This is a genomic window from Vreelandella zhaodongensis (genome assembly GCF_013415115.1).
Classification (GTDB): Bacteria; Pseudomonadota; Gammaproteobacteria; order Pseudomonadales; family Halomonadaceae; genus Vreelandella; species Vreelandella zhaodongensis.
The window spans coordinates 54710-66947 of record NZ_JACCDD010000004.1 but is presented as its reverse complement, the minus strand read 5'-3'; the positions used below and the strand labels follow the sequence as shown (position 1 = coordinate 66947).

General features: G+C 51.6%; 12 protein-coding genes. 3 read left to right on the top strand and 9 right to left on the bottom strand.

What is annotated here, in order from left to right:
- Positions 1 to 46: 46 nt before the first annotated feature.
- Entirely contained in the window at positions 47 to 196 is a 150-nt protein-coding gene (gene arfA, locus HZS79_RS08450; RefSeq protein ID WP_009722339.1) for an alternative ribosome rescue factor ArfA, read from the top strand.
- Between the two features lie 98 nt (positions 197 to 294).
- Here arfA and HZS79_RS08445 read toward each other — a convergent pair whose 3' ends face one another.
- The 4 genes from HZS79_RS08445 to HZS79_RS08430 form a co-directional block, all read right to left on the bottom strand.
- Positions 295 to 2142, bottom strand: a complete 1848-nt coding sequence (locus HZS79_RS08445) for an ABC transporter ATP-binding protein (RefSeq protein ID WP_179927591.1) — start codon at positions 2140 to 2142, stop codon at positions 295 to 297.
- 156 nt (positions 2143 to 2298) lie between these two features.
- Positions 2299 to 3906, bottom strand: a complete 1608-nt coding sequence (locus HZS79_RS08440; RefSeq protein ID WP_179927590.1) for a gamma-glutamyltransferase family protein — start codon at positions 3904 to 3906, stop codon at positions 2299 to 2301.
- A 20-nt stretch (positions 3907 to 3926) separates the two neighbouring features.
- Positions 3927 to 4457 (bottom strand): chromate transporter, encoded by a 531-nt coding sequence (locus tag HZS79_RS08435; RefSeq protein ID WP_179927589.1) that lies wholly within the window; start codon positions 4455 to 4457, stop codon positions 3927 to 3929.
- Entirely contained in the window at positions 4454 to 5011 is a 558-nt protein-coding gene (locus HZS79_RS08430; RefSeq protein WP_162219067.1) for a chromate transporter, read from the bottom strand. The genes HZS79_RS08435 and HZS79_RS08430 overlap by 4 nt, the downstream gene beginning before the upstream one ends.
- Positions 5012 to 5198: 187 nt before the next feature.
- Here HZS79_RS08430 and HZS79_RS08425 point away from each other — a divergent pair, with 187 nt between their 5' ends.
- Both HZS79_RS08425 and HZS79_RS08420 read left to right on the top strand, forming a co-directional pair.
- Positions 5199 to 5870, top strand: a complete 672-nt coding sequence (locus HZS79_RS08425; RefSeq protein WP_162219066.1) for a GntR family transcriptional regulator — start codon at positions 5199 to 5201, stop codon at positions 5868 to 5870.
- Positions 5871 to 5949: 79 nt separating this feature from the next.
- The gene (locus HZS79_RS08420) at positions 5950 to 6498 is read left to right on the top strand and encodes a DUF1415 domain-containing protein (protein ID WP_179927588.1); all 549 of its coding nucleotides are present in this window, start codon (positions 5950 to 5952) and stop codon (positions 6496 to 6498) included.
- Between the two features lie 26 nt (positions 6499 to 6524).
- Here the strand turns inward: HZS79_RS08420 and HZS79_RS08415 are convergent, their stop codons facing one another.
- The 5 genes from HZS79_RS08415 to HZS79_RS08395 form a co-directional block, all read right to left on the bottom strand.
- Entirely contained in the window at positions 6525 to 7019 is a 495-nt protein-coding gene (locus HZS79_RS08415) for a GNAT family N-acetyltransferase (RefSeq protein ID WP_162219064.1), read from the bottom strand.
- Between the two features lie 23 nt (positions 7020 to 7042).
- The gene (locus tag HZS79_RS08410) at positions 7043 to 8035 is read right to left on the bottom strand and encodes an LLM class flavin-dependent oxidoreductase (protein WP_179927587.1); all 993 of its coding nucleotides are present in this window, start codon (positions 8033 to 8035) and stop codon (positions 7043 to 7045) included.
- A gap of 116 nt (positions 8036 to 8151) precedes the next feature.
- Positions 8152 to 9423 carry a nitrate regulatory protein gene (locus tag HZS79_RS08405; protein ID WP_179927586.1) on the bottom strand — a complete coding sequence of 424 codons (1272 nt, stop codon included), beginning with the start codon at positions 9421 to 9423 and terminating at the stop codon, positions 8152 to 8154.
- 78 nt (positions 9424 to 9501) lie between these two features.
- Positions 9502 to 10854: a NarK family nitrate/nitrite MFS transporter gene (locus tag HZS79_RS08400; protein WP_162219061.1), complete on the bottom strand. Its 1353-nt coding sequence runs from the start codon at positions 10852 to 10854 to the stop codon at positions 9502 to 9504.
- 301 nt (positions 10855 to 11155) lie between these two features.
- Positions 11156 to 12175, bottom strand: a complete 1020-nt coding sequence (locus HZS79_RS08395) for a patatin-like phospholipase family protein (protein ID WP_179927585.1) — start codon at positions 12173 to 12175, stop codon at positions 11156 to 11158.
- Positions 12176 to 12238 lie beyond the last annotated feature (63 nt).

The following is a 12238-nucleotide window of genomic DNA, read 5'->3' as shown; positions in this document are numbered from 1 at the left end:
TGTCTGTTTTTTAAAGGCTGTTTTTTCAAAGACTGAGGAGTACACCGTGAAAAAAGGCAAGATACGCGATAACGCACTGAAAGCGCAGCTGCGAACGCCCATGTTCAAAATGCAGCAGCAAACACCGAAAAAAGGCAAAGGTAGCTACTCCCGCAAAGGTAAAGCCTCAGAGCGAGGGCATCGCCAAGCCGCTTGAATAGGCGCTTTTGCGATGCCTTCCCCAGGCATCTTACTGCTCGGCTTTTTTACCGAGCAGCTCTCATCAGCTTGGCCGACCTATTAAGGTCGGCTTTTTTATTGATAGCCTTCTGCCTGCAAATGAAATAACGAAGCATACCTTCCGTTGACTGTTAGCAGTTCTTCATGGGTACCGCGCTCAATAATACTCCCTTGGTCAATCACAATGATCTGGTCGGCGCTGCGCACCGTCGAAAAGCGGTGAGAGATCAAAATCGTCATTTTATCGCGGCTGTGCTCGCGGAAACGCGCGAATACTTCTGCTTCTGCTGCGGCATCCATGGCTGCAGTAGGTTCATCGAGCACCAAAATATCGGCATTGTGTCGCATATAAGCCCGTGAAAGCGCTACTTTCTGCCACTGGCCGCCTGAAAGCTCCTGGCCATTTTTAAACCAGCGTCCTAGCTGTGTTTGGTAGCCATGTGGCATGCGGTCGATAAAGCTATCCGCCATGCCATCGTGAGCGGCTTGCTGCCAGCGTTTCTCATCGCCAAAGGCATGCGTATCACCCACACCTAAGTTTTCACCTACTGAAAGCTGATAACGCACAAAGTCCTGGAAAATGACGCCAACTCGCTCACGTAATGCCTGGGTATTCCAGTGATTGAGGTCGCTGCCATCTAACAGAATTCGCCCGTTGGTGGGGCGGTAAAGTCGCGTTAATAGCTTAATCAGTGTGGTTTTCCCAGAACCGTTTTCTCCAACGAGCGCGATACTTTTACTTGGGGCTAAATGCAAAGAAATATCGTGCAATACCTCGCTGCCACCCGGGTAGGAAAAACTGACGTGTTCAAAGCGAAGCCCGTCACCCGGCGTTATGCCCTGGGTGAGGTGACCTTCTTCCGCCTCTGTTGGCTGCTCAAGGTATTCGTAAAGGTTAGATAAGTAGAGGTTATCTTCGTACATACCGCTGATGGCCGTGAGGCTTGCTGATAACGCTCCCTGGCCTTGTTTGAACACCATCAAATACATGGTCATTTGGCCCAGGGTAAGCGCACCCGCAACTGTTTCAATCACCACCCAGCCGTAAGCGGCGTAAAATGTCATCGTACCCAGCAAGCCGAGGATAAATCCCCAGCTTTCCCTGCGTAACGTTAGGCGGCGGTCTTCCGTAAATAGCTTGGTAAAGATATCCCGATAGCGCTGGAGAAAAAGACCTTCTAAGCCGAAGAGCTTTACCTCTTTAATGCTGTCTTCACGCGCTAGCACCGTTTCTAGATAGATCTGCATGCGGGTTTGCGGGGAACGCCAGCGAAACAGTTTGAAGGCATCGCCGGAAAACTTTGCTTCTGAGAGAAATACCGGTAATGCTCCAACTACCAAAATCAGCAGCGCCCACGGCGAAAACTGCACCAGTAGAAATCCGAAACTGACTAGCGAAATAGCGTTCTGTAGCAGCCCAAAGGTTTTATTTACCAGCGCGAGCGGGCGGGTGGATGCTTCGCGGCGTGCGCGAGTGAGCTTGTCATACAGTTCGGAATCTTCAAATTGGCTGAGTGATAAGGTGCCCGCTTTCTCTAAAATCATCACGTTGACTTTCTGGCCCAGCAGCGCACGCAATAGCGATTGCTGAGCCGATAGCCCGCGCTGAGCCAGGGCGATAAATGCAATAATCAACCCTTCTAAGGCCACTAAGCCTAATACGGGCGTTAGTGTTTCCCAGAGGTTAGGTGAGCTCGCTGCCTGATAGCTTTCCATCGCCGCCACTACGCCATCGACAATCAGTTGGCCGACCCAGGCGGCCACAGCTGGTAGAACACCGGCGACTAAGGTGCACAACGCTAAGCCAAGCATCATCCAGCGCGAGGTTTCCCACACCAGCGCAAGCGCACGTCGGCTATAACGGAACACGCTAAAGAAACCGCTGAAAGGAGAGTGAGCGGGTACAGAAGGGGGTGGTGTCATTAGTTAGCAACATAGCTTTTAAAGAAGACTGCCATGATGCGATGCTTTGGCGTTGATAGCCAGCTTACTGCTGTGCAGTGCGTAAATTGCCCAGCAGTAAGAGAGGTAAGGTTGCCTTGCAAGACGGGTGTGGAAAGGACCTTGGTGAGAGAAGGTTTAAAGCGGCAATACCGCGCCATCGGTGCGTGGTTCAGTACCGCCGTGCAGAACACCGCTGTCAGGGTCACGCAGAATAATCTGACCGCGGCCAAAGCTGATTGAATCGGCTACTTTCACAATGTGATGACCGCGACCTGCCAACGCTAGGGCAAGGTGGTTGGGGAAATCAGCTTCGACCTCAACCGTTGTGCCTTTTGTCCACTTCCAGCGGGGCATATCCAGTGCTGCTTGCGGGTTCAAGTGGTCTGCCAGTATGGCCGTCACTACCTGTAACTGGCCCTGGGGCTGCATATAACCGCCCATCACGCCGAAGGGGCCAACAGCTTGGTTATCCTTGGTGATAAATCCAGGAATAATAGTGTGATAGGTGCGTTTGCCGGGGGCTAATGCATTGGCATGTTCTGGGTCTAGGGAGAACGACCAGCCTCGGTTTTGTAGGCTAATGCCTGTGCCTGGTACCACCATTCCAGAACCAAACCCTTTAAAATTACTCTGAATAAACGACACCATATTGCCGTCGTTGTCGGCGGTAGCAAGATACACGGTACCACCTTGTAGTGGGTTGCCATGAACAGGGTCAACGGCTTGCTCGCCAATCATCTCGGCGCGCGCTTTTAAGTAGCCATCATCTAGCATCTGCTCGGTGCTAGGGACCATATCAGCACGCTCAGTAATATGTTTGAAACCATCCATATAGGCTAACTTCGTGGCTTCAATCCGACGGTGAAGGGTTTCTAACGTGTTACCTGGGCACTCTTCTAAACGCTCCAGTATGCCGAGCGCTTGAAGTACGATCATACCGCTGCCGTTGGGGGGTATTTCCCAAATATCGTGTCCTTTATAGCGAACACTAATGGGATCTACCCATTCTGGTTGATAGACGGCCAGGTCCTCTTTGCGCAATAAGCCGCCGTTTTTCTGGGAAAACGCATCAATAGCGTCTGCCAGTTCGCCTTTATAAAAGGCTTCGGCCTTGGTGTTGGCGATAGCGTTTAAGCTGTTAGCGTGATCAGGCGATGACCACATCTCACCCGGGCGTGGAGCGCGACCTTTTGGCGCGAACGTATCGAACCAGGGCTTGAAAGCAGCTTCACTATAAGCTGAGTAGGTCGTGTAAGCTTCTTGCCACATTTGGTGGATGACGGGTGTTACCGCAAAGCCTTCTTCCGCCAAGGCGATAGCGGGGGCTAATAACTCTGCAAACGACAGTTTGCCAAAGCGCTCAGAGAGCGCTGACCAGGCGGCGGGCGCTCCAGGTACCGTTACTGGCAGCATGCCGTGGTTGGGTATCGTGTCATGACCCAGTGCTTTAATTGCCTCAATGGTCGCTGCTTGAGGGGCTGGGCCACTGGCGTTGAGTCCGTGTAGTTTGCCATCAACCCATACAATGGCGAAGGCATCGCTGCCAATGCCATTGGAGGTCGGCTCCACCACGGTGAGCGCCGCTGCCGTGGCGATGGCTGCGTCAATCGCGTTACCACCCTGCTGTAAAATGCTAATACCTACCTGGGCAGCCAACGGTTGCGATGTCGCAACCATCCCGCGTTTACCGAACGTCGCCATCCGGCGAGAGGCGCTAGGGTAGTAAAGAGGGTCGTATTGCATGCCAGTCCTCGCATTGTTTGTTAGCTAATGAAAAGAGCGCCGTAAATTAATGCGCCGATAACAACAAACGCGGGGTGTATGTTAAAGCGCACTAGGGCAAGGGCCGCAACAACCCCAAGTAAAAAGGTATGTAGCATGCCACTGGTGTTGATGCTTTCTATGAAAAAACCAAGGGTTAGCCAAGCCATCATCATGGCGATTACCGGACGAACCCACTGGCTCATACGTTTGACACGGGGAGAGTTGCGGTGGCGATAAAGCAGCCCCAGTGCCCCAATCATCAGTAGTAAAGAGGGAACCACTGTGGCAGAAACAGCGACAAATGCTCCACCAATGCCGGCGACATCATAGCCCACATAGCCCGCCATTTTAGTAGCAATGGGGCTGGGGAGGGCGTTACCCAAAGCCAATGTTTCGGCGAATTCTTGAGAGGTCATCCAGCCATAACGGCCAACCACTTCGGCTTCAACGAGAGGAATAATCGCTGGGCCGCCGCCGTAACCAATAATGTTAGGAATCAAGAACGCTAAGAAAAGCTCCCAGTAGATCATGCTGAGCCTTCCACACGCTTTTTATACGTTGGACGTAGCAAGGCAGTTAGCAAGATGACACCAATCACCCAGCCCGGATGCACACCTAGCCAGTAGATTAAACCGCCCGAGATTAACGCCATGAGAGTGCTAGTTAACCAGCCGAGAGCAGCGTTGGATTTGTCAAAGAAATCCCACGCTAACTGACCCATCATGACCATCACGACAGGAATGACGGCCTGCCCCATGCCGCGTATCCAGGCGACGTCACGATAGCGACTAAAAATGCCTAGCATCGCGATCATCGCAACAATCATCGGCAGAATAACGGCAATAACAGCGGCTGCGCAGCCACTGACACCCGCGACTCGGTAGCCGATATAACCAGGCATTTTAGTGGCGATAGGCCCTGGCAGCGTATTGCCAATAGCTAACACATCAGCAAACTCCTCATCGGTTAACCATTGGTGCCGTGTAACGACTTCAGCGCGTACCAGGGGGATCATCGCAGGGCCACCACCGAAACCAAAAATGCCAACGCGGAAGAAAGCCCAAAAGAGCGCCGATTGTTTCATGTACCCACTGCTCGCAGGAGAGGCATCTCAATCAAAAGCATTAGCTCTGCCTGTATCGTTTATGTGTAAAAAATCGATTATTTTAAATAAAATAGAATATAGGTGAGCCTGTTGTGGGGCGTCAACACCTAGTCATAGAATCTCCTTAACTACCGCCTTCGCGAAGGATACGCAAAAGGAGCATGGAATGAACAAACACATATCCCTTCCTACTGGTACGGCCTCCTCTAGCCCTATTTATGATGCATTGCGTAAAGATTTAGTGGATGGCCGCTTTGCCGCAGGCGAAAAATTAGCCATTAATGCGCTCAAAGAGCACTACCAAGTAGGGTTAAGCCCGCTGCGCGAAGCATTAAATAAGCTGGCCGCTTACGGTTTGTTGATCCAAGAAAATCAACGTGGTTTTAGAGTGCCGCAGCTATCGCGGGAGGAGCTGGATGATATTGCCCGATTGCGAAAGGAACTTGAGGGCATGGCCCTAGAACAGGCAATCGCTTATGGCGATGCGGTGTGGGAAGCCGACCTGCTGGCAGCTGAGCATCGCTTAAAACGAGCCGATATGTCGCTCGACAAAATTGACGAGTGGGAGCACCTTCATACTCAGTTTCATCGCACTCTGGTAGCACCTTGTGGGTCTGTCTGGTTGTTGCGATTTATCGAACAGCTTCACGACCAGTTTGACCGCTATCGTCGTTTAGGGCCTACAATACCTGCTGTTCGCCAAGCGTTAGATGAACAGCATCACCAGCTTGTTGAACTGGCGCTAAGCCGAGATGCCGGAGCAGCTCGCGCTTTAATGGAAGCGCATATTCACCAATCCTATGAAGTGGCGCTGGCGCGATATCAGGCGCATGCCTGAAGTATTTGAGGTTTTCTACAGGTACACTGGGGTGTTTTAACAGTGGCTTTCGGCCACGCCACGTAAGGTAGTAGGTGCAATGCAAGCGGCAGATAACCAGATAGCAGAACAGACATTAGCATGGGTGCGCACGTTTATTGTCGGGCACAATATATGCCCGTTTGCTAAACGCGAGCTTGAAGGCGGTACTCTTCGGGTCGAGGTAGTGCGCTCGAAAAAAATCGACGTGGCATTGGAAGAGCTTATTGCCGAAGTGGAGTGGCTAAATGAACACCCGGAAACGGAAACCACGCTGCTGGTGTTTCCCACGCTGTTTAAAAACTTTGATCACTATCTGGACTATATAGAGCTTGCGGAAAGTCTGCTGGCAGAGTTGGGGTATGAAGGGGTCTATCAGTTAGCAACGTTCCATCCTGACTACTGTTTTGGCGATGCTGAACCTGAAGACGCAGCCAATTACACCAACCGCTCGCCCTATGCGATGGTTCATCTGCTGCGCGAGGCTAGTGTCGAAAAAGCCATTGCTTTTTATGGTGATACGGAGCAAATCCCTGAGCGAAATATTACCCACTTAACCGAGTTAGGCAGCGCCGCTGCCGAAGAGCTATTGCAACGCTGTCTTAAATAACCCGCCGCCCTTTTATCCAGTGGTCATTAAAGCGCTTTATACATCACGTAGCTATCGACTAAACCAAGGGATGCGTGCCGGTAAGCATTGGGAATCGTGCCGACAATCGCAAACCCTAGCCGTTGCCATAGCGCGACGGCCACTTGGTTAGTGGTCACCACCGCATTAAACTGCATCGCTTCAAAGCCATATTGACGCGCTACATGCTGCGAGTGCTCGCACATCTGGCGGGCGACACCTTTGCCTCTCGCGGCAGGCGTTACCATATAGCCGCAGTTACAAACGTGCTGGCCAGGGCCTGCTGCATTAGCTTTTAGATAGTAAGTGCCTAGTAACTCGCCTTGGTTATCTGTTACCGCAAATGACGCCTTGGGCTGCTTACACCACAATGTATAAGCCTCTTCAAACGTAATGTCTGGATCTATTGCATACGTTTCTTGTGCCACAACAATGGATTGAAAGTGTGGCCAGAAAGTAGCGAAGTCATCTTGCGTCATTGGCGTAAAGCTAAGTGTGGTCATGGGTTTGGCGCTTAGTTGAGGGATTATCGAGCGACGTCTGCCACAATTTCATAGCTACGCAAGCGGTCGGCATGGTCATAAAAATCGCTGTTGATCATGAGCTCGTCGGCCCCTGTCCGTACTTGAAAGGCCTCTAGCTCAGCTTTGACCGTATCGGGCCCACCAATAATGGCTGCGCCTAGGAATTGGCTGACTTGAGAGCGCTCCACTGGTGTCCAGTCCATCTGTTCAACAGGGGGGAGCGACTGGGTCGGCTTGCCTCGAATAAGGCTAAGAAATTTCTGTTGAGAGGTCGTTGCCAAGTAATGTGCCATGGCATCATTTTCTGCGGCGATAACGGGCAGACCTACCATGGCATGGGGGGTGTCCAATAGCTCAGAAGGCCGGAAATTATCACGATAGAGCCGCAACGCTTCAAACAAGTAGCCAGGCGCAAACTGGGCCGCAAACGCAAAGGGTAGCCCAAGCTTAGCGGCCAATTGCGCGCTATAACCGCTAGAGCCGAGCAACCAGATAGGTACATGGGTGCCTTGCCCAGGTACGGCTTTTACTCGCTGCTGCGGCTCTGCATCCGCTAAGTAGCTTCGTAGTTCATTAAGCAGTTGTGGGAAGTCATCGACTCCCGCCTGTGCATTGCGGCGCATCGCTTGCATGGTGGCACCATCTGAGCCGGGTGCACGCCCCAGCCCTAAATCAATCCGACCAGGGTAGAGCGTTTCTAAGGTGCCAAACTGCTCAGCGATCACCAGGGGAGGATGGTTGGGCAGCATAATGCCACCGCTGCCCACGCGTATAGTGGATGTTTGCCCAGCGACATGACCAATCAATACGGCAGTCGCTGCGCTCGCGATGCCAGCAATGTTGTGGTGTTCCGCCAGCCAGTAACGCGTATAGCCGAGCTGTTCGGTCCGTTGTGCTAGGGATACGCTATTGCGAAACGTTTCTTCAGCGCTACCGCCTTGACGAATCGGTGCTAAGTCCAGCACAGAAAGGGCGGTATTGGCGAGTTGGCTCATAGAACACCTGGATAGAAAACGAATGGTCGGCTAATTTATTAGCGCGCTAGGTATCCTGTTGTTATGTGGGCTGGTCGTGAGAAAGTCAAGGCGCGAGCGCTGATGGATGGCATAGGCTAACGTGTGTGCTTTTGCTCTTTGTGTTTAAGCATCACTGAGAGATCGAGTATCGACTGTGCCATATCGGCCATGCTTTTACTTTGATCCATCGAAGTTTTACGTAAAAACCGGTAAGCCTCCTCTTCTGTCATCGCCTGGTACGCCATAATAAGCCCTTTGGCGCGCTCGATAAGCTTGCGTTCACGCAGTGCTTTACGAGTATTTTCCAGCTCATCGCTAAGGCCCTGAAGATGGCTCGATTGGGCGTGGGCAAGTTCAATAAGTGAGCGACCCAGAGGAGATGTTAGGGCGCTGGCTGTCAGGTCTCCTAACGGTTGGCGGTCACTTAAGGCAAGCAGTTGTTCGCAAGGGGGTAATGGTGATTGGCTAGGGGGGATTTTAGCCTGCTCTAAGGTCGCACGAACATGAGCAATTTTTCGATGACATAACGCGGTTAACTGAGTGTTGAGTGTGTCTTCGATTGCCTTGATATTATCGATGCGTAAGGTAGTGAGTTCGTACCATGTTTCGCCCAGCGTGTTGTCTGCATGCGTTTCCTGGCGAGCATGTTGACAGGCAACCTCGCGAAGCTGATTAATCCCCGCGAGTGTTTGCTGGGAGAGGACTTGTTGCCAGGCAAGTTGAGCTTCGGGAGAGGCGAACTCAACAAAGGTATCAAAGCAGCGCTGCTGGTCATGTACCAGCCTGTTGAGTAGTTCTCGGTGGGACTCGTCGAAATGCCCATGGGTAAAGCCGAATGCGCCGCAGGCACGTTCTTGTCCCGCAAGTTCTTTTCCTTGCATCAGATGAAAAATAGCCACCAACGTACGTGTGATGTCTGGGTCTGCGGAAGTGTCTGCTGCTTCAAATACGATGGCGAGTAAACCGCTGATTAAATGGTTAAACGCTTGTGTTGCTGCGTCAGGAGAGATCGAAAATGAATCAATCGCCTGCCGTAAGGTGTCAAGGTCATCAAGGGCAAGCCACACCGCAGCGATTCGCCTCAGTAAGCGGGCGGCTGCTTGTGGTCGCGCCTCTTCAGTCAGAGTTTCTAGCCGTTGTCGCATGACGGTTTCGGCTTCCTGACTATGCTTCAGGTACTCCTTTCGCCGCGTGCTAAACCGCTTGCCCTTAGAGGCAAGATATATCGTCGATGCCCCACGCTCCCGTTGGAGCCGGTGAATAAAATGGCTAATATCGCCGACGATTTCTGAGGTGGTGGCCAAATGGTCCAGGTTGTCGATGTCACAACGGAGGGCGGTTAAGAGTAGCTGTTGAGCTGAAGACATAATGGTTTCCTTTGACTCCCCGCCTAGCATGAAAGCTCCCTCTGCAGCGGGAAAAGCATGCAGAGGGGTGAGTGGAAATTAACGCAACGAGAGCGCGCCTGCGCCTGCGTCGTCGCCTACGGCATCTCGGTAGGCTGACGCTTCTTCTGCTTCTGTTGCATCACTGAAACGAACCAACAACACACAAGATGCAAGTACTAATACGGTAATGCCAAGATAAAAGAGCCCTTGCTGGTAGCTTAGGCTTTCATTGCGGAACAGGAAGGCGGCAGAGACGGCCCCCACATTTCCCCCTGCACCCACAATACCCGCCACAGCGCCGAGAGCCTTTTTATTGATAAACGGTACTACGCCGTAGGTGGCGCCTTCAGCCATCTGCACGAAAAGACTGAACACCAGCATAATGCCAATTGCCAAGCTTAAAACATGCATTTGTGAAAAGGCGATTAAAGCGATCCCTTCACAGATTAATGCAATAAACAGCCAGCGCACTCGACCTTTTAAACCGCCTTGTTTGGCAAATAAGTCTGAAAAGACGCCGCCAAGGGTGCGGGCGAAAATGTTCATAAGGCCAAACAAACCAGCGATTAAACCGGCAGTTGCCAGGGTCAGGTCAAATTTGTCAAAGAAGTAAATAGCCGCAATATTGTTGATGGTTAGCTCGACGCCAAAGCAGAGCCCGTAGACAACAAATAACGCCCATACACGAATGTCTTTTGCTGCGGCTAGAAAGCTATGGACGGCGCTATTTTCTCCGGTGGCTTCGGGTAGCTCACCGCGGGCGCGTAGCTCGCTAAAGTTACCATCGGGCGCATCTTGAGTGAAAAACCAATAGCCAATACCGGTAAAAAATAGCACCACACCAGGTACCACCATCGCTAGTCGCCATCCCAGTGTTTCACTAACCCCCAGCATGAGTAGGCCTGAGAAGATCAGCGGCATCAGGATTTGTGTGGTGCCGCCGCCTAAGTTTCCCCAGCCTGCACTGGTAGCATTGGCGGTACCGACGACATTGGGGGCGAACATCATCGTAGTGTGGTACTGGGTGATCACAAATGATGCGCCGATGGCACCGATGGCCAAACGTGCTAACAGAAATGTTTCAAAGCTGTTGGCAAACGCGATACCGATGACCGGTATAGAGCCGAGTGTTAATAAGAAGGTATAGGTTTTACGTGGCCCAATGCGGTCACACAATACGCCGATTAACAGGCGAACAATAACAGTGATAGCAACGGAGGCAATGATGGTATTGCCGATTTGGGTTTGGGTAAGCGAAAGATCTTCACGCACAACCGCCATAAGCGGCGCGATGCCAAACCAGCCAAAGAAGCAAATGTGAAAGGCGAACCAAGAGAAGTGGAACGCACGCATTTGAGGGGTGGAAAAGTTGAATAATCGAATACGGTTGGCTTTATTGCGAATGTCCATGGATGGCCTCACAGAGCATGGTACGAGTTTGTCCGAACATAGCGTCTGAAGAGGAAGCTATGTTGTTTACGAGAACATGCCTTCGCCATTGAAGGGCAGGTTCGACGCACTCGTACCCATTGGGCCTGGTCCACGCCTACCATCATTCACAGTAAGAGTTGCAAATAATCCGCCAGAAGATTTTTTTTGCATAAAAATCATTGGTTTGTTTTTATATTTTTTTCTGGCGGGGAGTGATTCAAGCAGGCGGCGCATCAAGATGGCGCATCTGTGATGCGGGTTTGCAACACGTTAGTGCCAATTATTCGTGTAAGTAAACGGCTTCAATATCTAGTGTCGAACGTTCGCCAATCGCATCAAAGTGAGTTTCTAGCCAGCGCTCAGCGGCAGCGCGCCCTTGGTCAAACAAGTAGCATAGAAATGCCCACTCTGAATTCATTTTGCTGGATATTGAAAGATCCTCAAGTGCCTGTTCGCCACTGATGCGGTGGAAAAGTGCCTGCTGGTAGCAGTTTTCGACACCCTGTTCATCCAGTGTGCGTTTGAGCATCGAGATCATGCGTACTTCTTTGATCAGCGCGGAGTTGAATGTAATTTCATTCAAGCGATTCATGATAGCTGAAGCTGACGTAGGCACTTCATCTCGGCTAACAGGGTTAATTTGCACCAGCAGAATATCTCGTGCGCTGCACTCTTCCATTAAAGGGAACAGAGCTGGGTTGCCCATATAGCCGCCGTCCCAGTAAGCTTCGCCATCTATCTCAACCGCTTGAAATACAAAAGGGAGGCAGGCGGATGCCATGACGGCATCTACGCTCATCTCTTCGCGGCGAAATACTCGCTGTTTACCGGAACGTACATTAGTAGCCGCCACAAATAGTTTGAGCTGCTCGCAGCGACGCACACGTTCAAAATCAACATGTTCAGCGACGATATCGCGTAGCGGATTAATATTAAGCGGGTTGAGTTGATAGGGGGACACCAGTCGGCTCATGAGGTCCATGGCTATATAGCCTGGTGAATGGTCGAGGCTCCAATTGCCCGTTAACACGTCTAATGGAGAGCGCCGAATTGGGCTCGACATACCCGCGCGGCTAACGGCTTGCCAAAAATCATGCAGTGCTTTGCGGGCTGTCTCTTTATTACCTCGGGTGAGTGCATCGGCCATCACGACCCCGTTCATAGCACCCGCGCTAGTACCACTGATGCCCTCTATCTCGATACGGTCATCTTCTAGCAGCTTATCAATAACACCCCACGTATAAGCACCGTGGGCTCCCCCGCCCTGTAATGCGAGGTCTAGCTTTTTGGCCTGCGACATATCATTTCCCTGCTGAGTGCGTGAGTAAACATGGTTACATGCTCAGCATGGCATAAAAGCTAG

Bases quoted from the DNA above. Each gene is read 5' to 3' on its own strand.
- HZS79_RS08420 (WP_179927588.1), top strand. From the start codon at position 5,950: ATGCAAGCGGCAGATAACCAGATAGCAGAACAGACATTAGCATGGGTG.
- HZS79_RS08435 (WP_179927589.1), bottom strand. From the start codon at position 4,457: ATGATCTACTGGGAGCTTTTCTTAGCGTTCTTGATTCCTAACATTATT.
- HZS79_RS08415 (WP_162219064.1), bottom strand. From the start codon at position 7,019: ATGACCACACTTAGCTTTACGCCAATGACGCAAGATGACTTCGCTACT.
- HZS79_RS08395 (WP_179927585.1), bottom strand. From the start codon at position 12,175: ATGTCGCAGGCCAAAAAGCTAGACCTCGCATTACAGGGCGGGGGAGCC.
- HZS79_RS08425 (WP_162219066.1), top strand. From the start codon at position 5,199: ATGAACAAACACATATCCCTTCCTACTGGTACGGCCTCCTCTAGCCCT.
- HZS79_RS08440 (WP_179927590.1), bottom strand. From the start codon at position 3,906: ATGCAATACGACCCTCTTTACTACCCTAGCGCCTCTCGCCGGATGGCG.
- HZS79_RS08405 (WP_179927586.1), bottom strand. From the start codon at position 9,423: ATGTCTTCAGCTCAACAGCTACTCTTAACCGCCCTCCGTTGTGACATC.
- HZS79_RS08410 (WP_179927587.1), bottom strand. From the start codon at position 8,035: ATGAGCCAACTCGCCAATACCGCCCTTTCTGTGCTGGACTTAGCACCG.
- HZS79_RS08430 (WP_162219067.1), bottom strand. From the start codon at position 5,011: ATGAAACAATCGGCGCTCTTTTGGGCTTTCTTCCGCGTTGGCATTTTT.
- HZS79_RS08400 (WP_162219061.1), bottom strand. From the start codon at position 10,854: ATGGACATTCGCAATAAAGCCAACCGTATTCGATTATTCAACTTTTCC.
- HZS79_RS08445 (WP_179927591.1), bottom strand. From the start codon at position 2,142: ATGACACCACCCCCTTCTGTACCCGCTCACTCTCCTTTCAGCGGTTTC.